General features: G+C 53.6%; 17 protein-coding genes. 16 read left to right on the plus strand and 1 reads right to left on the minus strand.

Features of this window, described 5'->3' with window-relative positions; genetic code table 11:
* Positions 1-23: 23 nt before the first annotated feature.
* Entirely contained in the window at positions 24-1,187 is a 1,164-nt protein-coding gene (locus MET42_RS0110425) for an efflux RND transporter periplasmic adaptor subunit (RefSeq protein ID WP_019882899.1), read from the minus strand.
* Between the two features lie 128 nt (positions 1,188-1,315).
* Between MET42_RS0110425 and MET42_RS0110430 the strand changes: the two genes are divergently transcribed.
* The 16 genes from MET42_RS0110430 to MET42_RS0110505 all read left to right on the plus strand — a co-directional run bounded on the left by MET42_RS0110430 (position 1,316) and on the right by MET42_RS0110505 (position 25,600).
* A complete protein-coding gene (locus MET42_RS0110430) occupies positions 1,316-1,927 on the plus strand; it encodes a TetR family transcriptional regulator (protein ID WP_019882900.1) in 612 nt (203 codons plus the stop codon).
* Between the two features lie 196 nt (positions 1,928-2,123).
* Positions 2,124-3,821, plus strand: coding sequence for a YbaL family putative K(+) efflux transporter (gene ybaL / locus MET42_RS0110435; RefSeq protein WP_019882901.1), 1,698 nt, complete (start codon positions 2,124-2,126; stop codon positions 3,819-3,821).
* A 175-nt stretch (positions 3,822-3,996) separates the two neighbouring features.
* The gene (locus tag MET42_RS0110440) at positions 3,997-5,229 is read left to right on the plus strand and encodes an efflux RND transporter periplasmic adaptor subunit (protein WP_019882902.1); all 1,233 of its coding nucleotides are present in this window, start codon (positions 3,997-3,999) and stop codon (positions 5,227-5,229) included.
* A gap of 18 nt (positions 5,230-5,247) precedes the next feature.
* Positions 5,248-8,388, plus strand: coding sequence for an efflux RND transporter permease subunit (locus MET42_RS0110445; protein WP_019882903.1), 3,141 nt, complete (start codon positions 5,248-5,250; stop codon positions 8,386-8,388).
* The gene (locus MET42_RS0110450) at positions 8,381-9,877 is read left to right on the plus strand and encodes an efflux transporter outer membrane subunit (protein ID WP_019882904.1); all 1,497 of its coding nucleotides are present in this window, start codon (positions 8,381-8,383) and stop codon (positions 9,875-9,877) included. The genes MET42_RS0110445 and MET42_RS0110450 overlap by 8 nt, the downstream gene beginning before the upstream one ends.
* Before the next feature lie 87 nt (positions 9,878-9,964).
* Positions 9,965-11,233 carry a nitrate regulatory protein gene (locus MET42_RS0110455; RefSeq protein WP_019882906.1) on the plus strand — a complete coding sequence of 423 codons (1,269 nt, stop codon included), beginning with the start codon at positions 9,965-9,967 and terminating at the stop codon, positions 11,231-11,233.
* Positions 11,234-11,581: 348 nt separating this feature from the next.
* Positions 11,582-12,892 carry a CmpA/NrtA family ABC transporter substrate-binding protein gene (locus MET42_RS0110460; protein ID WP_019882907.1) on the plus strand — a complete coding sequence of 437 codons (1,311 nt, stop codon included), beginning with the start codon at positions 11,582-11,584 and terminating at the stop codon, positions 12,890-12,892.
* 19 nt (positions 12,893-12,911) lie between these two features.
* Positions 12,912-13,832: a nitrate ABC transporter permease gene (ntrB, locus tag MET42_RS0110465; protein WP_019882908.1), complete on the plus strand. Its 921-nt coding sequence runs from the start codon at positions 12,912-12,914 to the stop codon at positions 13,830-13,832.
* A 23-nt stretch (positions 13,833-13,855) separates the two neighbouring features.
* Positions 13,856-14,665: an ABC transporter ATP-binding protein gene (locus tag MET42_RS0110470; RefSeq protein ID WP_019882909.1), complete on the plus strand. Its 810-nt coding sequence runs from the start codon at positions 13,856-13,858 to the stop codon at positions 14,663-14,665.
* An 87-nt stretch (positions 14,666-14,752) separates the two neighbouring features.
* Positions 14,753-16,222 carry an alginate export family protein gene (locus tag MET42_RS0110475; protein ID WP_019882910.1) on the plus strand — a complete coding sequence of 490 codons (1,470 nt, stop codon included), beginning with the start codon at positions 14,753-14,755 and terminating at the stop codon, positions 16,220-16,222.
* Between the two features lie 18 nt (positions 16,223-16,240).
* Positions 16,241-17,026, plus strand: a complete 786-nt coding sequence (gene cobA, locus MET42_RS0110480; protein ID WP_019882911.1) for a uroporphyrinogen-III C-methyltransferase — start codon at positions 16,241-16,243, stop codon at positions 17,024-17,026.
* Between the two features lie 20 nt (positions 17,027-17,046).
* Positions 17,047-19,473, plus strand: a complete 2,427-nt coding sequence (gene nirB / locus MET42_RS0110485) for a nitrite reductase large subunit NirB (protein WP_024929252.1) — start codon at positions 17,047-17,049, stop codon at positions 19,471-19,473.
* 49 nt (positions 19,474-19,522) lie between these two features.
* On the plus strand, positions 19,523-20,734 hold the full coding sequence (locus MET42_RS0110490; RefSeq protein ID WP_019882914.1) for a NarK/NasA family nitrate transporter: 1,212 nt from the start codon (positions 19,523-19,525) through the stop codon (positions 20,732-20,734).
* Positions 20,735-20,766: 32 nt separating this feature from the next.
* Positions 20,767-22,455 (plus strand): bifunctional protein-serine/threonine kinase/phosphatase, encoded by a 1,689-nt coding sequence (locus MET42_RS0110495; RefSeq protein WP_019882915.1) that lies wholly within the window; start codon positions 20,767-20,769, stop codon positions 22,453-22,455.
* Between the two features lie 46 nt (positions 22,456-22,501).
* Complete coding sequence (gene nirD / locus MET42_RS0110500; RefSeq protein WP_019882916.1) at positions 22,502-22,813, plus strand: nitrite reductase small subunit NirD; 312 nt, start codon at positions 22,502-22,504, stop codon at positions 22,811-22,813.
* Positions 22,814-22,834: 21 nt separating this feature from the next.
* Entirely contained in the window at positions 22,835-25,600 is a 2,766-nt protein-coding gene (locus tag MET42_RS0110505; RefSeq protein ID WP_019882917.1) for a nitrate reductase, read from the plus strand.
* The last annotated feature ends 36 nt before the right edge of the window (positions 25,601-25,636 follow it).

The raw sequence follows: 25,636 nt of genomic DNA on the forward strand, positions 1-25,636 counted from the left end.
AGGCTTGTGTGATACCGCGCCAGTCAAGGTGCGACGGCTTTCGTGATGTTGTCTGTGGCGCTTACCTGCTTCGGCGTCACTTTTGCGCCCGCCGTTTGCGTGGCAGCATTGGTGACCACCACTTGCTCGCCTGCTTGCAGGCCGTGCTCAATCACCCACTGTTTATCAATCACAGCGCCGGTTTGCACTTCGCGTGACTCCAACTCCTGTTTGGCATTGACCACCCATACCCGGCTGGAGAACTGGTCACGGATCAGCGCATCACGTGGAATCAGGATGGCATGCGGATTGGTCGCCTGGCGGATTTTCAGGCGCACATAAGCGCCTGGCATCAGTTCCTGTTGCGGGTTGTCAAAAATGGCGCGCATCACGACAGAATCAGTCGTCTGGTTCACAGACACATCAGAAAATGACAATTTGCCTGCACTGGGATAAGTTGAACCATCCGGCAACATCAAGGCAATCTGCAATTGACCATTGCTGCCTTTTAACTGGCCGTCGCGCAAGGCTTTGCGCAGGGCAAACACCTCAGAAGAAGACTGTGCAAAATTGACATACACCGGGTTGATTTGCTCCACCGTGGTCATGTGCGTAGCCTCGTCTTTACCCACCAGCGCGCCTTCGGTCACCAGCGCACGGCGCGCCACGCCATCAATCGGCGCCGTCACATTGGCATAAGCCACATCCAGTTTGGCGCGATTGAGTTTAGCTTGCGCGGCGGCCACTTCGGCTTTAGCCAGTTGCGCCTCAGCCTGTGCCGCGCGGTAGTCGCGCTGACTCACGGACTGGTCGCCTACCAGCGCCTGGTAGCGCTGCAATTTGTCATTGGCATTCACCAGGTTAGCTTCGGTTCTGGCGAGCTCAGCATCTGCTTCCAATTTACTAGCCTGCAATTGCTCCGGGTTGAGGGCAAATAACGGTGTGCCCGCCTTCACTGTTTGCCCTTCCTGATACAGCCGTTTAGAGACAATACCGGAAACGCGCGCACGCACTTCTGCAATGCGATAGGCCTCTACACGACCAGGTAATTCAACCTCAGCGGGGATTTCGGCGGTTTGCACGGTCACCACTTCGACCTCAGGTGCGCCAGCCGCTGCCTGAGCGGCTTCCTGCGGTTTGCTACAAGCAGAGAGTTGCAATAACAAGAGTGTGGCGACAGAGGCCGTGCTGAGAGAAAAACGGGACATGAACATGCCTTCTTACTATATAGACGTCAATATTCTATCCGCCCTTCAATAATTAATCAATCATGACTGATTAATTATTTTTTGGTATAATCCTCGCCATTGTTTGAGGAATGATAAGCCTAGAGATCATGGCCAGAAAAACCAAAGAAGATGCGCAAAAAACCCGCGACCAGATTCTGGATGCGGCTGAACACGTGTTTTACCGCAAAGGCTTTACCCTGACCACCATGGCAGATATTGCCGAAGCAGCCACGCTGTCACGTGGTGCAGTCTACGGCCATTACAAAGGCAAACTGGAAGTGGCCACCGCTATGGCAGAACGCGTGATTCAACAAGCCTCGCCGTTTCAAAGCCAACCTACCATCAGCGCCTTAAGCAACCTCAAACAATATTGCTTGCAGGAAATCCGCAGTTATATTGAACCCAGCTCGATTCAGCGCGTATTATTTTTTTTGTATATCGGCATTGATGATTCGCCCGAATTATTGCAATTACGTTTTGCCTGGGAGAAAAAGCGCATTACACAAATAGATTGCCTGCTCAAACAGGCGATTGCGCAAACAGAACTCTCTGCCGAAGTCGATTTCGATCTGATCAGCCTGTATTGCCAGTCCATTATTGAAGGTGTGTTCAGCATTATTTATTTTGGCAACCTCAGTGAATCACAACGCTGGCAACGTGCGGAACAACTCTGTGAATATGGACTGCAACGCCTGTCTATGCCACTTTTCCAGCCGTAATTTAAACGTCAAGCTATTCTGCTAGCATTGACGAGCACGCCCGCCTTCCGGCAAGATAAGGGCCGGATACATTGATGACAATAAAATTGTTCAACTTTTTTGTCTGAACAAGGTCAGTATGACCACGCACGTTCATTTTTAAACGCATCACCCCGATACACACCCCTATAAAAATAACTTAAGAAAAAATATTGCTATGGATCATAACCTGTCTCTTATTACCACCATTGCTGCCGCATTTGCGCTGGCGCTGGTGTTTGGCCTGATCGCCGAAAAACTCAAATTGCCAGCGCTGATTGGTTATCTGTTTGCTGGCATTATCATCGGCCCGGCCACACCTGGCTTTGTGGCGGACATAGAAATCGCCTCGCAACTGTCTGAAATCGGCGTCATGCTGCTGATGTTCGGCGTTGGCTTGCACTTTTCAGTGCAAGATTTAATGTCGGTCAAACGCATTGCCCTACCCGGCGCACTGGCGCAGATGACGCTGGCGACCCTGCTCGGCATGCTGGTGGCCCATTATTGGGGCTGGAGCATGGGGCATGGCCTGGTCTTTGGCCTGTCACTCTCCTGCGCCAGTACCGTGGTGTTACTGAAAGCGCTGGAGTCCAGACGCATCCTGGAAAGCATGAACGGCAAAATTGCTGTCGGCTGGCTGGTGGTAGAAGACATGGTGACCGTGCTGGTGCTGGTGCTGATGCCAGCCCTGGCTGGCGTCTTGGGTGGCCAGGGCGAAGCCACCAACGCCAGTGCCATTTGGGAGACCATAGGCGTTACCTTGCTTGAAATCACCGGCTTTGTAGTGGTAATGCTGGTGATAGGCAAACGCGTATTACCCTGGTTGCTGTGGTATGTGGCTGGCACCGGCTCACGCGAACTGTTTACGCTCACCGTGATTGCCGTAGCGATTGGCGTGGCCTTTTTTGCCTCATCCCTGTTTCATGTGTCGTTTGCACTAGGCGCCTTTTTTGCCGGCATGATCATGCGCGAATCAGAATATAGCCATCGTGCGGCGGAAGACTCCCTGCCTTTCCGCGATGCATTTGCCGTGCTGTTTTTTGTCGCCGTCGGCATGCTGTTTGACCCTAGTATCCTGATCAAGCAACCGGTACAGGTTCTGTCTGTGGTCGCTATTATTATCCTAGGCAAATCACTGGCAGCGGTTGCGATCGTACTGGCGCTGCGCTATCCATTGAATACAGCACTCACCGTCGCCGCCAGCCTGGGGCAAATTGGCGAGTTTTCATTTATTCTGGCCGGGCTTGGCGTGTCGCTTAACCTGCTGTCAGCAGATGGCATGAGCCTGGTGTTGGCGGGCGCACTGATTTCAATTGCCTTGAATCCGCTGGTATTTGCCTCGATCAAACCGTTGGCTAACTGGGTGGTCAATAAATCAGATGTGGCACGACGCCTGTCTTTGCGCATGGATCCCTACAGTGAGTTGCCGATGTCCACGGAACGCAAGTTTCTTGAAGGCCAGGTGGTATTGGTCGGCTATGGCCGCGTTGGCAAGCGCATTGCACAATCGCTGACAGACTCTGCGATTCCATTTGTGGTGGCCGAGCAAAATCGCGAACTGGTGGAAAAACTGCGCAAGCAAGGCCAGCCCGCCGTGTCAGGCAATGCCGCGGACCCCATGGTATTGATACAGGCACACATCGCCAATGCGGCCATGCTGATTATTGCCACACCAGACGCCATGGATATCCGCAAAATTGTCGACATTGCCAAGCAATTGAAACCGGACATTGAAGTGGTGATCCGCACCCATCACGAGGACGAATACCAGCGCCTGCAAAAAGACCTGGGCCAAGCGGTGTTTTTTGGCGAGGAAGAACTGGCCAAAGGCATGTCTGCCCATGTGTTACAGCGTTTTGAACGGCACGTGCTCTAACAGCCTCAAAACGGCAATAAGGGCTGCTTTGGCAGCCCTTATTTTTTACACGACTGCCTCACGTAACGCTATGATGTCAATTGTATAGGCTGTCGATACGTATCGTTACATTCACGCCCAATCAAACGCAGTACAATCTTGTCAGACAAGAATAACGATATCAATATTGGTACCTATGAACGCCACTTCCCTTGACGCTAAATCTGGCCTTTACGCTAAATCCGGTGTATGGCTACTGGGCCTTGCCAGCCTGATGCTGGCCGCCTGCTCATCAGGCAAACCGGACAACAAACCGCCCAAAAAAACGCCAGAAGTCGGCGTGATCACTGTACAACCTGCCAGCCAGCCGATTGTGGCTGACCTGCCAGGGCGCACCAATCCGTTTATGATTTCGGAGGTCCGCCCACAAGTCGGCGGCATTATCCGCCAACGCGCATTTACAGAAGGCGCACTGGTCAAAGCGGGCCAACTGCTTTATCAAATCGAGCCTGCGCCTTACCAGGCCAGTGCCCAAAGTGCAGCCGCCGCGCTACAAAAAACAGAAGCCTCGCTGACCACGCTCAAACTCAAAGCGGATCGTTATAAAGAACTGGTCAAAATCAATGCTGTGAGCAGGCAGGATAACGATGACGCGCAAGCCGCCTTGCAACAAGGTGAAGCCGATGTGGCTGCCGCCAGGGCGGCGCTGTCCACCGCAAAAATCAATCTGGATTTCACACGCGTGGTCTCGCCGATCACTGGCTTTGTGTCTACTTCTACCGTCACACCTGGCGCGTTGGTCACCGCCAGCCAGGACACCGCACTCACCACCGTGCAGCAACTGGACCCGATTTACGTTGATGTGATTCAGTCCAGCAGTGATTTGCTCAAACTCAAACGGGATATTGCCAGCGGCAAACTGAGCAGCACATCGCAAAAAGAAATCCCTGTCCGTGTCGTACTCGAAGATGGCTCCACATACGCCCACGCCGGAAAACTCAAATTCAACGGCATTAGTGTCAATACCACTTCAGGGGCGGTTACACTGCGTGCGGTGGTGCCTAACCCGGAAGGCATTTTGCTGCCCGGCATGTATGTGCATGCCCTGATTGATGTCGCCGAAGAAAAGGCAGCTATTCTGGTACCGCAACGTGCTGTGACCAGAAATACACGTGGTGAACCCACGGTGCTACTGGTGGACAATACGCAAAAAGTGATTCAGCAAACCCTGGAAACCAGTGGCGCACAAGGTGACAACTGGCGTGTCACACACGGCCTGCAAGCCGGTGACCGCGTGATTATGGATGGGCTACAAGGCATCAGCGTAGGCAGCGAAGTGAAGGCGGTGCCCTTTGTGGCGACCAGTCATCCAGATGCAGCAACACCGGCCACGGCAACAACACCGTCTACCGTGAACCCTGCCCGCTAACCAGAAGAGAATTTAACTATGGCGTCTTTTTTTATCCAACGCCCTATCTTTGCCTGGGTGATTGCAATTGTCATCATGCTGGCGGGCATAGGCGCAATTGAGTGGCTCCCGCTGGAGCAATACCCGGATATTGCACCACCACGCGTCTCTATCAATGCCACCTATACCGGCGCCGCGGCCGACACCATTGAAAACTCGGTGACGCAAGTGATTGAGCAGTACATGAAGGGCATTGATAACCTGACCTATATGTCTGCCAGCAGCACATCTTCAGGCACCGCCAATATCAGCCTGACCTTTGATGCCGGCACCAACCCTGACGTCGCACAAATGCAGGTGCAGAATAAACTGCAACAAGCCATGCCCAGGCTGCCGCAGATTGTACAAAGCCAGGGGGTGACGGTGGCCAAAACCGGCATCGACTTCCTGATGATGATTTCACTCATGTCTGACAGCCCTACAGTGCGCGCCATTGATATCGGTGATTACATTTCGAGCAACCTGATCGACCAGATCAGCCGCCTGGATGGGGTGGGAGATGTACAAACCCTGAGCGCGGGCTATGCCATGCGCATCTGGCTGGACCCGGCCAAGCTGCAAAAATACAACCTGATTCCTTCCGATATTTCGGCGGCCGTACAGGCGCAGAATACCGAAGTCTCCTCTGGCCAGTTAGGCGCGCTGCCTTCAGTCAAAGGCCAAGGTTTGAATGCGCCGATTACCGCCCGCAGCAAATTGCAAACCGTAGAACAATTCAACCAGATTATCGTCAAGTCCGGCGCAGATGGTTATGTCGTGCATTTGTCGGATGTGGCCCGTGTTGAACTCGGCGCCGAAAGTTACACCCCGGTTGCTAACCTCAACGGTAAAACGTCCGCAGCCTTTGGGGTCAAACTCGCGTCAGGCGCCAATGCGCTGGCGACCGCGCAAGCCGTAAAAGACAAACTAGCAGCGCTGGAACCGTATTTCCCGCCCGAGCTGAAACTCAGTATCCACATCCCCTATGACACCACGCCATTTGTGCGTATTTCCATTAAGGAAGTCGTCAAGTCGCTGGTAGAGGCCATCCTGCTGGTCGTGATCATTATGTATGTGTTTTTGCAGAACCTGCGCGCGACGCTGATTCCCGCCATTGCTGTGCCAGTGGTGCTACTCGGTACCTTTGGCGTACTGGCCGCGTTTGGCTTTTCGATTAACACGCTGACTATGTTTGGCCTGGTACTGGCGATTGGTTTGCTGGTGGATGATGCCATTGTGGTGGTGGAAAACGTCGAGCGTGTGATGCGTGAGGAAGGCCTGAGCCCGAAAGAAGCCACGCGTAAATCCATGGGTGAAATTACCAGCGCACTGGTCGGTATTTCACTGGTGCTATCCGCCGTGTTTATTCCCATGGCCTTTTTCGGCGGTGCCACCGGCGTGATTTACCGCCAGTTCTCTATCACCATTGTCTCTGCCATGTTGTTATCTGTGTTGGTCGCGCTGACATTGACCCCAGCGCTTTGTGCGACCATGCTCACACCATCAAACCATGGCCATGCGGCAACAGGTGGCCTGTTTGGCTGGTTTTTCCGCTGGTTCAACCCGGCGTTTGAAGCATTTGCCAACGGCTACCAGGCCATCGTCGAGAAAATCCTGCGCCAGAAGCTATTCACCATGGTGCTGTATGCGGGCATTCTGGCCTTGCTGGCTTTCCTGTTCCTGCGTTTACCCAGCTCCTTCCTGCCGACAGAAGACCAGGGCATCCTCATGGCGCAGATTCAATTGCCGGTCGGTGCCACCGATAGCAGGATGCAGCGTGTGCTGCGACAAATCGAGCATTACCTGGATGGTCAGGAAGCGGTCATTGATGAATATTTAACCATTGCCGGCCTCGGCCAGGGCGGTGGCGGCAGCCAAAACACCGGCCGTGCCTTTATCCGCCTCAAGGACTGGTCACTGCGTGGCGAAGGCCAGGACGCCGCGTCACTCGCAGATCAGATGACCAAAGCCTTATCCAAGATCCGTGATGCCAAACTGTTTGTGAACCAGCCAGCGCCCGTGCGTGGCCTGGGCCAGGGCTCCGGCTTTACACTCGAGCTCAAGGATGTCGGCGGCCTCGGGCACCAGGCACTGATGGAGGCCAGAAACCAATTTGTGCAACTGGCCGCAGACAATCCCAAACTTAACCGGGTACGGCCAAGCGGCCTGGATGATACGCCGATGTTCAGGCTCAATATTGATGACCAGAAAACCGGCATTTATAATCTGACCACCGCCAATATCAACTCCACACTGTCTATCGCCATGGGCGGCACCTATGTGAACGACTTTATCAACAAAGGCCGCGTCAAAAAAGTCTATTTGCAGGGGGATGCGCCTTACCGCATGCAGCCTGAAGACATTGATCGCTGGTATGTACGCAATAGCACCAACGACATGGTGCCGTTCTCTGCCTTTTCCAATACCCGTTGGGTATCGGGCTCGCCCTTGCTCGAACGCTATAACGGTATTTCTTCCGTGGAAATCGTCGGCGAAGCAGCCAAAGGCACCAGCACCGGCGAAGCCATGCGTATTGCTGAAGGCATTATCAAGCAACTACCGGCAGGCATCGGCTATGAGTGGAGTGCGCAGTCCTACCAGGAAAGACTGTCAGGTTCACAGGCGCCCCTTTTGTATGCGGTGTCTGTCGTGTTTGTGTTTTTGTGCCTGGCCGCGTTATATGAAAGCTGGGCGGTGCCTTTCTCCGTCATTATGGTGGTGCCTCTGGGCATCCTGGGCGCTGTGCTGGCAACCAGCTTGCGTGGCATGACAGCAGACGTTTACTTCCAGGTCGGCCTGTTGACGACCATCGGCCTGTCAGCGAAAAACGCCATTCTGATTGTAGAGTTCGCCAAGCATCTACAAGAGCGTGGCCAGCCTTTACTGACTGCCACCCTGGAGGCCGTGAAACTGCGCTTGCGGCCCATCCTCATGACCTCGCTCGCTTTTGTTTTTGGTGTGCTGCCGCTGGCCTTCAGTGAAGGCGCAGGCGCGGTGAGCCGCCAGGCGATTGGCACCGGCGTACTCGGCGGCATGTTGATGGCCACCTTCCTCGGCATCTTTTTTGTGCCGCTGTTTTATGTGCTGATACGTTCGCTGTTCCCTTACCAGCCTGATCCAGATGCCATCGCACATGGATAACCTTATGATAAAACCAAGCACACATACATTACTTGGCACGGCAAAACTACCAATCAAATTACTGGCCCTAATGACGCTGTCACTTGGCCTGAGCAGTTGTATTGACCTGGCGCCGTTTTACACACGGCCAGCCTCACCGGTTCCGGCAACGCTAGGCACGGTAGAAAGCGATCCCAAAGCCTTTACTGACCTGCCGTGGCAATCCTTTATCAGTGATGAAAAGCTGCGCCAGGTGGTTGACCTCGCCTTGAAAAATAACCGCGACCTGCAGGTAGCTGCGCTGACCATAGAACGGTCACGTGCCCTCTACCAGGTGCAACGTGCCGACCTGTTTCCAACCATCGCTGCGAGCGTTACCGAAACCGCCTCCAAAGGCATGGCCAGTGCAGCCAACAATACCGCTGGCAATACCTCCGGCGCGACCACTGGCACGGCTGGCAGCAGCAACAGCAGTGGCAATATCTCGCATATTTACCGTGCAACCGTAGGCTTTAGTGCATATGAGCTAGATTTGTTCGGCCGCATACGCAACCTGAACCAGCAGGCCTTGCAAACGTTTTATGCCAATGAAGATAATCGTCACAGCACACAGATCAGCCTGGTTGCCGAAGTAGCGACCGCCTGGCTAACCCTGGCGGCAGACAAAAAGCGACTCGCGATTGCCCAGCAAACCCAGCAAAGTCAGCAAGCCACTTATGATATCAACCAGAAAATGTTTGAACTGGGCGTTGCCAATGCGCTGACCTTAAAGCAACTGCAAACCAGTGTCGACAGTGCACGCGTGGCAGTGGCCACCTACAATATGCAAATCAAGCAGGACATCAACGCACTCAACCTGCTGGCGGGTAGCATGGTGCCTGAACAGTGGTTGCCAGCAGGCAACTTGTCCAGCGTCGTCGCGACCACAGCCTTACCTGCCGGAGTCAGCTCGCAAACCTTACAGCAACGGCCCGATGTCCGTGCAGCAGAACACTTGCTGGAAGGCGCCAATGCCAATATCGGCGCATTACGCGCGGCCTTCTTCCCCACCATCAGCCTGACCACCACGGTCGGTTCAGCCAGTACCGAATTATCCGGCCTGTTTGCCAAAAATTCCGGCATCTGGACCTTTGTGCCGCAAGTCAGCGTACCGCTGTTTAACGCAGGACGTAACCGTGCCAATTTGACCTCAGCAGAGAAAAACCGCGATATTCTGCTCGCACAATACGAAAAAACCGTGCAAACTGCGTTCCGCGAAGTGGCGGACGTGTTGGTGCAGCGTGAAGGTTTGCAAGCACAACTGGACGCCCAGCACTCACTCACCGCTGCGGCGAATGCGGCATTCCAGCTGGCTGATGTCCGCTTTAAAAATGGGGTCGACAATTACCTGGTGGTGCTGGATGCACAGCGCACGCTTTATACTGCAGAGCAATCGCTGGTCACATTGCAATTAAGTGACGCCGCTAGCCAGCTGACCTTGTATAAGGTCATGGGCGGCGGTTGGCATTAGTGAGTGCATGCATGAACATCATCGTTTTAAACATTAAAGATAAAGATAACCACCAAGTTGCGCACACTTCTTGCTTGGTGCCTAGTGATGAACACAGAAATATCCCCTGCCCAAACCATTACCTTGGCCAAAATCAGACATATCGAGGAGCTGGAGCGACTCGATAGCTGTATCGCATTTGTCGAAAAAATTGGCCAGTTGATCCACCTGATCCAGGCCGAACGTGGTGCTAGCTGCCTCTATATTGCCTCCAATGGGCGACGCTTTGCACCAGAGCGCGCTGACATTATTACGCAAAACCAGGCCATGGAAGCCAGTTTTAGAGAGGCGTTGCAACAGCACTTGCATAGAAACGCGCTGGCAGATGCCAAGCAATTGACGCTGACCTCGTGGATCTTGCTAGGCCTGGACCAACTAACGTCTTTGCGGCATCAAATCACTTTGCAAAAGATCAGCTTTGCGGACTGCATCGAATCTTTTAGCCGCCTGATCGGCAGCCTGATTGCACTGATCTTTGAGATCACCGACAGCTCGGTCAATAGCAAGATTTCCACCTGTTTGCTGACCCTTTACAACCTGATCCAGGGCAAGGAATTTGCCGGGCAGGAGCGTGCAGTGGGTGCCTATATGTTTGGTTCAGGCAGCCTGCAACTGCCGCATCAGCAAAAGCTGTTTGAACTCATCGCCCAGCAAGACCGCCATTTTGATTTATTCTGCCAGTTTGGCAGTGAAGAGGTACGCCAGTCATGGCTTGCGCTGCAGGAAACCAGCTGGCACCAGCAACATCAAAAATACCGCACCAAACTGAGCGCAGCCAAAGACCAGCAGGCGCTCAACCCCAGTAGCGCAGATGTCTGGTTTGAATTGTGCAGCCAGCGTTTAAGCGCCATGTGGCAGATTCAATGTCAGCTCATCCAAACCATGCATGAGTTGTTGGCCGAGCTGGCTAGCAAAGCCAAGAGCGACTTTGAGCAAACCCGGCAATATTTGGATGCCATTCAGGCAACACCAGCCGCCGCGCTCAACAGCACCTTTTTCAACCTGGCGATTCCAGTTGAAAATGCGCTGAATTTTCAGACGCATGATACGTCGCAGGCGTATCCGATGGCCTCCATGATTACGCTGCTGCAACAGCAGTCGCGGCAAATTGCCGAGATGGAAAGTGAGTTGTCTGATACTAAAAAGGCGCTTGCCGAACGCAAGCTGATCGAACGTGCCAAAGGCCTGTTAATGAGCACGCGCGGGCTGAATGAAATGGAAGCGTATAAAACCATGCGCAGCATTGCCATGGAGCAAAACCGCAAGATTATTGATGTCGCTGAAAACATTTTGGCGCATCACGCACAACCGGGCTAAACGCCCGTCAAATTGGTGCATCCGCACACGTATGGTGCGGACAGCACCGCGCTGAAAAGGTTGCATAAAAATGCAATCATCCAAAAAAACCAATATAGAACAATCACTTAAAAATAACGCTTCAGCTGGCACGGCAATTGCTAATTTGGCTTGAGGCTTCAGCTAACGGCGGTTGAAAATCTCGTGTGATACCAGCCTGCGATGTAGCGCGGCTGGGCAGTAAACAAGTCGAATGACTTGTGCAGTAAAAGGACAAAGGCGTCCTGAGTGTAGACAAAAAACAGTCTGCATTCAGGACGCCTTTTTGTTTTTTAACTTTCCCAATTGATTGATGATTAAGGAGCAGCAATGAGCAGTTCTGACAAAAATAATGTGACACCAACTTCAACGGTCACCGAAGTATCCACCACCGAGCAAGTAAACCAGCAGCGCCGTCACTTTTTCATGAATACCCTGGCAGGTGCATTTGGCGCGGCTGCCATGATGAACATGGTGCCCTCTGCGATTCGCAGCCAGGCTTGGGCAGCAGGCTCAGATGCCCCTGAAATCACTGAGGTGAAAGTAGGCTTTATTCCGCTGACGGACTGTGCGCCGATTATTGTCGCCTCACAAATGGGCTTCGATAAAAAATACGGCATCAAAATTGTCCCCTCCAAAGAAGCCTCATGGGCGGGTGTACGCGACAAAATGGTGAACGGTGAGTTGCATGCAGCGCACGTGTTATACGGTCTAATTTACGGTGTGCAACTAGGCATCGGCGGCCAGCAAAAAGACATGAACATTTTGATGACACTGAACCACAACGGTCAGGGCATCACACTGGCTAACCAGCTGAAAGAAAAAGGCGTGACCAGTGGCGGGACGCTCAAGCGCCTGCTAGATAACGAAAACCGCGACTTTACTTTTGCCCAGACCTTCCCGACCGGCACACACGCCATGTGGTTGTATTACTGGCTGGCCAGTTATGGCATCAATCCGATGCAAGACGTGAAAACCATTGTGGTGCCTCCGCCACAAATGGTCGCCAACATGCGCATCGGCAATATGGACGGCTACTGCGTAGGCGAGCCATGGAACGCACGCGCCATCTACGACAAGATTGGTTTTACCGTCGCCACCACCCAGGACATCTGGGCCGATCACCCGGAAAAAGTACTCGGCACCACCGCTGAGTTTGCGGCCAAAAACCCGAATACCGCACTGGCACTGACCAAAGCGATTCTGGAAGCCTGCCGCTATATCGATGCGACTAAAAACCGCCCGGAAGTGGCCAAACTGATTGCAGGCAAAGCCTACGTCAATGCGCCAGAAGAAGTGATTGAAGGTCGCTTCCTCGGCCATTACGACAATGGTATCGGCAAAAAATGGGAAGACCCGAACTACATGAAATTCTTCAATGACGGCAAGGTCAACTTCCCTTACCTGTCTGATGGCATGTGGTTCCTGACACAGCACAAACGCTGGGGCTTGTTGAAGTCTGACCCTGACTACCTGGGCATCGCGAAAAAGGTCAACCGTATCGACATTTATACCGAAGCAGCCAAATCACTGGGCATTGCGGTGCCAGATGCCATGCGTAGCAGCAAGCTGATCGATGGCGTGGTCTGGGATGGCAAGGATCCGAAAGCGTATGCCAACAGCTTCAAGGTGAAAGCCTAACCTTTAAAGGAGAATCACCATGAATGTCGTCAGCTTGAAGAAAGAAAACATCATGCAAAAAAGCGAGGAAGCTGTCACCACAGCACCTGCGCAACCAGTTGTTGCTGTGGTTACCCCTCTCTCAACCACAGCTGCAAAAGCCACCGCGCCCAAGCGCGGGGCATGGGTGGCAACGGCTAAACGAGGATTTGAATGGCTGTTGCCGCCTGTGATTGGCTTGATGGTATTCGCAGCCATCTGGGCCACGGTAGCCGCGCTAACACAAGGCTTGCCAGGCCCGGTCAAGACCTGGCAATCGGCTGTCGAGCTGTTCAGCGACCCGTTTTATATCAACAACCCAAATGACATGGGCATAGGCTGGAACATTCTGAGCTCACTGCAACGTGTGGCGACGGGTTTTGGCCTGGCAGCGATTGTCGGTATCCCGATGGGCTTTGTGATTGGCCGCTATGCGTTTATGTCCAGGATGGCGGCACCGATTATCAGCCTGCTCAAACCGGTGTCACCGCTGGCCTGGCTGCCCATTGGTCTGCTGGTGTTCAAGGCGGCCAACCCTGCGGCGATCTGGGTGATCTTCATTACCGCCGTCTGGCCGATGATTATCAACACTGCCGTCGGCGTGAGCAAAGTGCCGCAAGACTATATGAATGTGGCCAAAGTGCTCAACCTGTCCGAATGGAAAGTCGTGACCAAAATCCTGCTGCCTTATGTCATGCCCTACATGATGACAGGCGTCCGCTTATCAATTGGCGCAGCCTGGCTGGTGATTGTGGCGGCAGAAATGCTGACTGGCGGCATGGGCATCGGCTTCTGGGTGTGGGATGAGTGGAACAACCTCAATGTAGAACACATCATCATCGCCATTTTTATTGTTGGCATTGTCGGTTTGTTACTCGAACAATTGCTGGTGCTAGTGGCAAAACGCTACAGCTACGAATAACCCGCAGGAAAAGGATTCTTATTATGACGACCAATGTAATGCAAGACCGTTATGTCCTGATTGAAAACGTCAACATGACGTTTCACACCAAAAAAGGCAGCTTTCAGGCACTGAAAGACATCAACCTGAATATCCGTGAAGGCGAGTTTATTTCCATCATCGGCCACTCTGGCTGTGGCAAGTCTACGGTACTCAACCTGATTGCCGGGTTGCTGCAACCCAGTGAAGGCTACCTGTTTTGTGCCGGCCGTGAAATCTCCAAGCCTGGCCCTGAGCGTGCCGTGGTGTTCCAAAACCACTCTCTGCTGCCATGGCTGACCTGTTTTGAAAATGTTTACCTGGCTGTAGAACGCGTATTTGGCGATAAAGAAGGTCCGGCACAACTGGCTGAGCGCACCCGTGCAGCGCTGGAACTGGTGGGTTTAAGCCACGCCATTGAAAAACGCCCAAACGAAATCTCTGGCGGCATGAAGCAACGCGTCGGTATTGCGCGCGCTCTGGCCATGGAGCCTAAGGTATTGCTGCTGGATGAGCCCTTCGGCGCGCTGGATGCCCTCACCCGTGCCGGTTTGCAAGACGAGCTGATGGGCATTATGGCGCGCTCTGGCTGCACTGCCGTAATGGTCACGCACGATGTAGACGAAGCCGTGTTGCTGTCAGACCGCATCGTCATGATGACCAACGGCCCGGCAGCGACCATAGGCGAAATCCTGGACGTCGATTTGCCTCGTCCGCGTAAGCGTCTGGAGCTGGTAGAAGACCCGGCGTATACGCATCTGCGCAGCGAAGTATTGAAGTTTTTGTATGAGCGCCACGCTAAAAAGGCGGCATAGATATAAGTAGTGCTGACGGGCGGTCACCCGCCAGCACTGCATACCTCATCGAAGTATGGTTACCCCACATAGAAAAAGGAGCAACACATGAACGCTAACTCACACCCACGCTTACGTCAAGTTTCAGTCGCTATTTTACTGGCGGCATTGAGTACACAGGCGATGGCAGAAGAAGAGGCTTTGCCCGAATACACTTTTATGGATGCAATTAAAACCGGCAAAAATATGACCAGCTTTAGACTGCGTTATGAGAATGTAGACCAGGATGGCTTGCAACCGCCAACCTTGCCGAATGGCACGGCTAACCCAACCGCAACGAAAGAACTAAAAGATGCTAATGCCCTGACTTTGCGCAGCCTGATTGGCTGGCAAACTGCGCCTTACCATAACTTCAGCTTCGCGGCGCAGGTGATCAACGTATCCAAACTGGCAGACAACTATAATGACAGCACCAATAGCATACTGACCAACAGCGTCTCCAACCAGGCCAGGAATATTGAATATGCCAAAGTAGTGGATCCTGACTACACAGGCGTCAACCAGTTATTTGTCGAATGGACCGGCATTAAAAACACCCGCGTACGTGCCGGCCGCCAGCAAGTGAACCTGGATAACGTGCGTTTTATTGGTGACATTGCTTTCCGCCAGGTCATGCAAGTGTTTGATGGCGTATCGGTGTTCAACAAAACCATTCCTGATACCGAACTTTTTGTTGCCCACTTTGAAAGCCTGGAGCAAATCACAGCCAAGCACCGTTCAGATGGCGCACTGGATATCGTGAATGCACGTTACCGTATTTCCCCTACAGAGTTTCTGGTCGGTTATGCCTATCTGGATGGTTTCCAGGATTTAGGCATGGGCCGTGCCTGGTTTGGTAACGGCACCACAGGCGCAGCGATTGCTGCAGGCAAAGGTGGCGCAGCTAACCAGACAGCCGATCAAGGCAACAAAATTATCGGCGTACGTCTGGACGGCACCCATCCGTTCACGCCTAACTACCGCGCGCACTACACTGCCGAATACGCCAAACAATCCGACTACAGCAATGGCGACTCCCGCATTGATGCGCACTATTACAAAGTGGGTGGCGGCTTTGGTATCGATAACTTCAATATGCGACTTGATCAGGAATTGCTGTCCAGCAATAACGGCAAGTATGCCTTCCAGACGCCATTGGGTACTAACCACCTGTTTCAGGGCTGGGTAGACAAATTCTTGGCAACGCCGCTTGAAGGTATTAAAGATACCTTTGTTACCGCGACTTACCGCTATGGCGATTTCTTGTTCTTTGCCGACTATCACCTGATTGATTCAGATGAAGACTTCCATACTGTCGGTGGTGGCACCAGCAGCAAAGGTTCGCGTTACGGTAAAGAGTGGAATGCTGCCGTGACCTGGAATGTGGATAAAAACTGGATGACCAAGCTGGAGTACGGCCGTTTTACTGAAGGTGACCGTTATGCCCTCACCGCCAACGTCCCAGATAGCGTCGCGGGTAACCGTGGCCGTGTGCGCGACACCGAAAAATTATGGCTGACTGCCATGTATACGTTTTAACTCGATAAGGAATTGCCTATGACTTCAGCCGCAAAAGTTTATTTAGTCGGCGCCGGACCCGGCGACCCAGACCTCATTACGCTCAAAGCCGTCAAGGCTTTGCAGCAAGCTGAGGTGGTGCTGGTCGATGACCTGGTCAATCCGGCCCTGCTCGCGCATTGTCCGCAGGCACGTATCGTGCCGGTGGGTAAACGCGGCGGCTGCAAGTCTACTCCGCAGCACTTTATCAACCGCATGCTGGTTGCCCTGGCCGAGCAAGGACAAGTGGTCGTTCGCCTGAAAGGCGGCGACCCCTTTGTGTTTGGGCGTGGCGGCGAAGAAATGCTTGCCTTGCGTGCAGCGAATATTCCTTACGAAATTATCCCAGGCATGACCAGCGGCCTGGGCGCTTGCGCCAGCATGGAAGTACCGGTGACGCACCGTGGTTTCAACCACGGCGTGACCCTGATCACCGGCCATACCCAGGACGGCGAACCGCTGCCCTGGCAAGCGCTGGTAGAAACCAATACCACACTGGTGATTTATATGGGCATGCAGCACTTGCCTGAAATCACCCGTGGCTTAATCAATGCAGGCATGTCCGCCGACATGCCTTGCATGGTGGTAGAGAACGGCACCCGTCATCACCAACGGGCTGTGACTTCGTCATTACAGGCCATTCCCTACCTGGCCCACACCGAAGGCCTGAAAAGCCCGGCGATTATTGTCGTCGGCGAAGTAGTGAAATTAGCAAGAAACAGCCAGCAAGAACAAGACTGGCAAGAAAACGTGCAAACCTGGCTCAGCGTAGCCAATGCAGCATAACTATAAAAGGAGCGATGTTGATGATAAAACAGAAACTGGTGGTCGTTGGTAACGGCATGGCCGGCATGCGGGCAGTGGAAGAGCTGCTCAAAATTGCGCCAGACATGTATGACATTACGGTGTTTGGCGATGAGCCTTACCCTAACTATAACCGCATCATGCTGTCGCCGGTGCTGGCCAATGAGCAGACCATTGATGACATTATCCTGAATACACGCGAGTGGTATGCGGAAAATGATATAGCTTTGCACACCAGCGCCCGTATCAACAAGATTGACCGTAAAGCGCGTACGGTCACTGCCGACAATGGCACCACGGTGGCCTATGACCGTTTATTGCTGGCGACGGGTTCCAAGCCATTCATTTTGCCGATTCCTGGCGCGGATCTCGACGGTGTGCTGGGCTATCGTGATATCAAAGACACCAATGACATGATTGCCGCGGCCAAAACGCACAAGCATGCCGTGGTGATCGGTGGTGGCTTGCTGGGCCTGGAAGCGGCAAACGGCCTAAAAGTGCAAGGCATGGACGTCACCGTCGTACATAAAAACGAGTGGTTACTCGAACGTCAGCTGGACAAAGTTTCTGGCAAGATGCTGCAAAAATCGCTAGAAGCGCGCGGCCTCAACTTTTTACTGCAAAAAAATACTGAACAACTGATAGGCAAAGATGGCCGCGTCGTTGCGGTACGCTTTACAGATGGCCAGGAAATCCCGGCTGATTTGGTGGTGATGGCGGTAGGTATCCGCCCCAACTATGCCCTGGCGGAGTCGGCAGGTATCCATTGCAACCGCGGCATTGTCGTCAATGACACCATGCAAACCTATGACCCACGCGTCTATGCAGTGGGTGAATGTGTGAGCCACCGTGGCATTGCCTACGGCCTGGTGGCGCCTTTATTTGAAATGGCCAAAGTGTGCGCCACACATTTGGCCAACTTCGGCATTGGTCTATACAAAGGCTCGGTCACTTCGACAAAACTGAAAGTGACCGGCATTGATTTGTTTTCGGCCGGTGATTTCATGGGCAGTGACGATGCCGAAGAAATTTTGCTGCACGACGCGGTCGGCGGGGTTTACAAAAAACTCGTGATCAAAGATGACACAATCATCGGTGCCGTGCTGTATGGCGATACGACGGATGGGGCCTGGTATTTCCAGCTGCTGCGCGACAGGAAGCCGATACACGAAATTCGTGATCACCTCATGTTCGGGCAGGACAGTCTGGGCAATACCGGCCACCAGGGTCAGGACAAAGTCTCCACCATGACCAACGAAATGGAAGTGTGTGGTTGCAACGGTGTCTGTAAAGGTACTATCGTCAAGGCGATCCAGGAAAAAGGCCTGTTCACCATAGACGACGTCAAGAAACAAACCAAAGCCGGTTCCAGCTGCGGCAGTTGTACCGGTCTGGTCGAACAGATTCTGGCTTCTACGCTGGGTGGTGGTTATGCACCGCCTTCTACAAGCAAAGCGGTATGCGGATGTACTGACTTTAACCACGAAGAAGTGCGTGATGAAATCCGCAAACATAAATACCTGAGCATCCCAAGTGCCATGAAAGGCATGGGCTGGAAAACCCCTAACGGCTGTGCGACTTGCCGTCCGGCAATGAACTACTACCTGATTTCCACCTGGCCACATGAAGCCAAGGATGATCCGCAATCACGCTTTATTAACGAGCGCGTACACGCCAATATCCAGAAAGACGGCACTTACTCGGTGATTCCGCGAATGTATGGCGGCGTGACGTCATCAGACCAGTTACGCAAAATTGCCGATGTTGCTGACAAGTACAAGGTGCCGATGGTGAAAGTCACCGGCGGCCAGCGTATTGACTTGCTCGGTGTAAAAAAAGAAGACCTGACCAATATGTGGGCTGACCTGGATATGCCATCCGGTTACGCTTACGGCAAATCTATCCGTACGGTGAAAACCTGTGTCGGCTCCGAGTTCTGCCGGTTTGGCACACAAAACTCCACCCAGCTCGGCATCGATATCGAAAAAGCCTTTGACCATATGTGGGCACCGCACAAGGTGAAATTCGCGGTGTCCGGTTGTCCGCGTAACTGCGCCGAATCAGGTATTAAAGACGTGGGTGTCATTGGCGTCGACTCCGGCTGGGAAATTTATGTCGGTGGTAACGGCGGCATTAAAACCGAAGTGGCGCATTTCTTGTGCAAGGTCAAAACCGCCGAAGAGGTCATTGAGTACTCGGGAGCGTTTATCCAGATCTACCGCGAAGAAGCGCGTTATCTGGATCGTACCGTGCACTGGATTGAGCGCGTCGGCCTCGACTATGTGAAAAAACGCATCCTGGAAGATGCCGAAGGCCGCACTGCTGCCTACGAGCGCTTGCTGTATGCATTACAAGGGTCTGTTGACCCGTGGGCAGAGCGCGTCAACAAGCGTGATGAACACAAAGAATTCGATACGATTACTGTTTAATTAATATGTGGCGTGCGACAATCGTTAACACACGCCCGGGAGAAACAACATGCAAAAAAGCTTTTGGGAAGTCGGCCATAAACCGACATTATTTTCAGCCTTCTTTTATTTTGACCTGAGCTTTATGGTCTGGGTCATGCTGGGGCCATTGGCGGTGCAAATCGCGGCGGACCTGCAGTTAAACCCTGCACAAAAAGGCCTGATGGTGGCCACACCAGTACTCACCGGCGCTATCCTGCGTATCGTCATGGGCGTACTGGTCGACCAGCTCAAGCCGAAAAAAGCCGGCCTGATTGGCCAGGTGATTGTGATTGCCGCGCTGCTCACCGCCTGGTTGCATGGCATCCACACTTATCAGCAAGCCTTGCTGCTGGGCATGTTCCTCGGCTTTGCCGGGGCCGCCTTTGCCGTGGCCTTGCCATTGGCTTCACGCTGGTATCCGCCAGAGCATCAGGGCACGGCTCTGGGCATTGCTGGTGCCGGTAACTCAGGCACGGCCTTGGCCGCCCTGTTTGCACCAGGCCTCGCCGTGGCATTTGGCTGGAGCAACGTGTTTGGCCTGGCACTGATTCCACTACTGCTCGCGCTGGTCGTGTATTCCGTGTTTGCTAAAGATGCGCCAGATGCGCCTGCGGCCAAGTCACTGTCACAATACCTGGCGGTGTTAAAAGACAAAGATGCCTGGTGGTTTATGTTTTTCTACAGCGTGACCTTTGGCGGTTTTGTTGGTATGGCTTCTTCACTGACCATTTACTTCCATGACCAGTATGGCCTGGACCCTGTGCATGCCGGTTACTTTACTGCGGCTTGTGTGTTTGCTGGTTCGCTGGTACGTCCATTCGGCGGTTTGCTGGCTGACCGTATCGGTGGCATCCGCTCCTTGAGCACCATGTATGTGTTGGCTGCCATTTTCCTGTTCATTTTAAGCTTTGGCATGCAAACACAAGCCGCTGGCCTGGCGGTAGTTGTGTTAGCCATGGCATCCTTGGGCATGGGCAACGGCGCCGTATTCCAGTTGGTGCCACAGCGTTTCCGCAAGGAAATCGGCGTGATGACTGGCCTGGTTGGCATGGCTGGCGGGGTCGGCGGCTTTTATCTGGCCTCCAGCCTGGGATATTCTAAACAAATCACAGGCAGCTACCAGATTGGCCTGACCATTTTTGCAGGCCTGGCGATTGTGGCACTGGTTGGACTCTCTAGCGTGAAAAACCGCTGGCGTACCACCTGGGGTGCCGCCACCGTCACCAGTGCAAAAATTTAAACCTATTTGCGCAACCATCCACGGATACCAAGATGAAATTGAACTTCAGTGTAGGCGAAAGCAGTGTCACCGGGCCCAGACCTCGTAATGAGGACTATATTGGCCTGGTCACCCCTGCCGACGCCCAACTGGGGATCAAGGGCGCCTTGCTGGCCGTGGCGGATGGCATCAGTGGTGGCGCCGGTGGCGCTGAAGCGGCTGAAATGACGGTGCGCACACTGTCGGCTGACTACTATGCCACGCCTGACACCTGGACCATACAGCATGCACTGGACAAGGTGATTCAGGCTGCCAATCGCTGGGTGCTGTCACAGGCGCGCAAGCATAGCCAGATGGCTGGCATGGCAACCACTTTATCGCTGCTGGTATTGCGCGGGCAGCGCTACGTACTAGCGCATGTCGGTGATACACGTATCTACCGCTTGCGAGAGCAATCGCTGCAATGCCTGACCACTGATCACGTCTGGGACAGACCGGATATGCGCCACGTGCTCAAGCGTGCAGTGGGGCTGGATGATCAGCTCAGCGTCGATTACGCCGAAGGCTTGCTGCAAACCGGTGATGTCTATGCCATTGTCAGTGATGGCGTCTGGGCAGCCCTCGGCGATGCCGATATACATAAAGTGTTGATGCTGTATCACACACCACAACTGATGGCAGAACACCTGACCAGCCAGGCGCTGGAACAAGGCGGGCAGGACAATGCTTCTGCCGTGGTGGTGCGCATTGACCAGGTCGGCCAGGATCACCTGACCGATATGCTGGCCGATGCCCTGAGCCTGCCCGTGCCGCGCAAGGTGGCAATTGGCGACCAGCTGGATGGCTTTACCATTACGCAAATCATCCATGATTCGCGCGTCAGCCTGCTGTACCAGGTCAAAAATGCGGCAGGCCAATTGTTTGTGCTAAAAACACTACAGCCAGCCAGGGCAGACGATAAAACCAGCTGCGAAGCCCTGCTCAACGAAGAATGGCTGGCCAAACGCGTGGTATCGCAATGCGTGCCGCAAATCCTGCCACTCACACGTGAACAGCGCAGTGCGCTGTATTACGTCATGACCTGGCACGAAGGCGCGACGCTGCAGCAACGCCTTGAGGCCGGGCACCACTTCACCATGAATGGCGTTGCCAATATCGGCCAGGATTTATTACGCGGCCTGAGCATGCTGCACCGTTTGAATATCGTGCACCGCGATATCAAACCAGCCAATATTCATATTGGTAGTGACAAGCGCCTGCGCATCCTCGACCTGGGTGTGGCACTGAGCAGCACGTTACCGATGCCCGAGCAGATGGAAAATCCCGGCACACCAAGTTTTATGTCGCCTGAACTGTTTGATGGCAAAGTCGCTGACCGCCAGGCAGATATTTATGCCGCTGGTGTCACGTTGTATCACTTGCTGACCCGCAAATATCCTTATGGCGAGATCGAGCCATTCCAGTCACCACGTTTTGGCGAGCCAATCCGCCCTAGCCGCTACCGCCCTGAGATTCCGGCCTGGCTGGAAAACATTATTCTCAAGGCCATTGCCAGAAAACCGGCTGACCGCTTTGAGACGGCGGAAGAAATGCTACTGGCGCTGGAACATGGCGAACTGAAACCGATTGTCATCCCGCGCACGCCGCTGATCGCCCGTGCACGCCTGGTCAAATGGCAATGGCTGGCCGTGATTTCACTGTGTATTAACCTGTTATTGATTTATTTGTTACTGGTCTCTTAAGCTTTTGCGCTGTGAAAACCAGACTCCAATTGGAAAAGAGGAAATAATGAGTTGGACAAAAATTTGCCCGGTTAACGACATTCCTGCATTGGGTGCACGCGTTGTGCGCCATGGCGAAGTGGATATTGGTGTGTTCCGCACTGAAGATGACCGCGTGTTTGCGCTGAATAACAGCTGCCCACACAAAGGCGGCCCGTTGTCGCAAGGCATCGTCTATGGTGACAAAGTCGCCTGCCCATTACATAGCTGGAAAATCAGCCTGGTCGATGGCAAGGCAGAAGAACCTGATGTCGGCCACACCGCCTGCTATGCAGTGAAAGTAGAAGACGGCGACGTCTATCTGCAATTGAATAAGTAGCTTCAGCAATACAGACAATCTATGACCCAACAGCAACAACTCCAGAACACACAAAGCACGTTGACTGCGGAGCCAGTACAGTTTTATCCGCAACGGCGTGAAACACGCAGCACTTGCTGCTATTGCGGGGTGGGCTGTGGCGTCATTATTACCACGGAAGGCAAGCAGATTGTCGACGTCAAAGGCGACCCTGAGCATCCGGCCAACTTTGGCCGCTTGTGTACCAAAGGCTCGACGCTACACCTGACTGCCAAACTGGATGCACGTGCCCTGTATCCGGAAATGCGTTTGTCTCGCGATGACGCCAGAGAAAAAGTAAGCTGGGATAGCGCACTTGATCACGTGGTCGACCGCTTTGCCGACATCATACAAACGCACGGCCCGGATGCCGTGGCGTTTTATATCTCCGGCCAGTTACTCACCGAAGATTATTATGTGTTCAACAAGCTGGCCAAAGGCCTGATAGGTACCAACAACGTCGATACCAACTCACGCCTGTGTATGAGTTCAGCCGTCGCCGGTTACAAAGTCACGCTGGGCGCCGATGCGCCGCCGGCCTGTTATGAAGATATCGACCATACACAATGCCTGTTTATTGCGGGCTCCAATACGGCATTTGCGCACCCGATTGTGTTCCGTCGTATTGAAGATGCCAAGGCGAATAATCCGGACATGAAAATTGTCGTGGTGGACCCGCGCCGCACTGACACCGCACAACTGGCAGACTTGCACCTGGCGATTTTGCCCGGCACCGACGTTGCATTATTCAACGGCCTGCTGCATGTCATGCTGTGGGAAGGCTTGCTGGATATGCAATATATCCGCGACCATACCGAAGGGTTTGAAGCGCTGAAGGAAACCGTACGCGAATACACGCCGAAAATGGTAGCGGATATTTGCGGCATCAGCGAAAAAGATATTATCCAGGCCGCCAAATGGTTTGGCGCTGGCCCTACCCTGTCCATGTACTGCATGGGGCTCAACCAGTCCATCCACGGTACAGAAAAAAATGCCACCCTGATTAACCTGCACCTGGCCACCGGCCAGATCGGCAAACCAGGCGCTGGCCCGTTCTCACTTACCGGCCAGCCCAATGCCATGGGTGGCCGCGAAGTGGGCGGCATGGCTAATTTATTGTCTGGCCACCGTGACCTGGGCAATGCCGAACATCGTGCAGAAGTTGCCCGTTTATGGGGCGTGCCTGAGGTGCCAGCGACCCCGGGCAAAACTGCCGTAGAAATGTTCGACGCGGTGAAAAGTGGTGAAATCAAAGCGATCTGGATTGCCTGCACCAACCCGGCCCACTCCATGCCGGATTTGAATAATGTGCTGGCTTCACTGCAAAACGCCGAGCTGGTGGTATTGCAAGATGCATTTAACAACACCGACAGCAACCAGTACGCCGATGTGTTTTTACCTGCCACTACCTGGGGTGAAAAAGAAGGCACCGTGACCAACTCCGAGCGCCGCATTACGCGTGTGCGCCCTGCTGCGCCCAAACCGGGCGAAGCGCGCCATGACTGGGAAGCCGTGGTCGACTTTGCCCAGCGACTGGAGCAAAAACTAGGCAAAACCAAGGCGCTGTTTAACTATCCGGATACTGAATCCATTTTTAACGAGCACCGTGAAAGCACACGTGGCCGTGACCTCGACATTACCGGCCTGAGCTACAGCATCCTGGAAACGCAAGGTCCGCAACAATGGCCGTTTAAATCTGGCGCCACCCAGGGCGAAGCGCGTTTATATACCGACGGCGTATTCCAGAAACCTGACGGTAAGGCGCACTTTATGAGTGCCATCTACAAAGGCACCGCCGACAAGCCGGATGCGCGCCACCCTTTCCATCTGCTGACTGGCCGCCTGCGTGACCAGTGGCATGGCATGAGCCGCACCGGCATCGTGCCGCAACTGTTTAACCATGAAGAGCAGCCTGTGATCTGGATGCATACAGACGATATGCAGCGACGCACCTTCAAGCATGGCGATATCGTTAAAGTCAGTAACAAGCGTGGCAGCCTGGTGGTACGTGTACAGGCTTCTGACGAAGTGCAACCGGCGCAGATTTTTATGCCCATGCACTGGAGCAGCCAGTTTATGCACGGTCTGGGCGTCAATGCATTGATGCCGCCCGCTGTTGACAAGTTTTCCAAGCAGCCAGAGCTCAAGCACACCGCGGTCAAAATTGAAAAACTGGACCTGCCCTGGCAAATGGTGGTGATGCGCAATTGCGACGATGCGCAACTCATCAGCAAAGTACGCAAGCTGCTGAAGTCGTTTGACTACGCCAGTTGTGGCCTATATGGCCGCGATGCCGGGATGGTCATGTTGCGCGCCTCACACCATGCAGCACCAGACCCGGCACTGATTGCCCAACTGGATGCCCTGCTGGATATGGCAGAGGATGCGCCCATGCTGACTTATAACGATGCCAAACGTGGCATTAGCAAGCATATATTGGTGCAGCATAACCAGGTCACTGGCGTGCGACTGATTGGCGAAACACTGGCCGCGGATTGGCTGCGCGAAGTCATGAGCCAGGGTACCCTGACAGACGAGTTGCGACGCTGGGCCCTGGCGCCACTCAGTGCACCGCCTGCGGGCCAGCATAGCCGCGGCAAGATCATCTGCAACTGCCTGGATGTATCGGAAAACGAAATCATGGAAACGCTGGAAATGGGTGCAGACCTGCCTACCTTGCAGAATAAACTCAAATGCGGGACCAGTTGTGGTTCATGCGTGCCGGAGCTTAAACGCCTGGTTAAATTGCATGGCAAAGTACACGCCTGATAAGGAAACCATGTCATCACACAGTCGAAATTGATC

It is taken from the genome of Methylophilus sp. 42, assembly GCF_000384155.1.
GTDB lineage: Bacteria > Pseudomonadota > Gammaproteobacteria > Burkholderiales > Methylophilaceae > Methylophilus.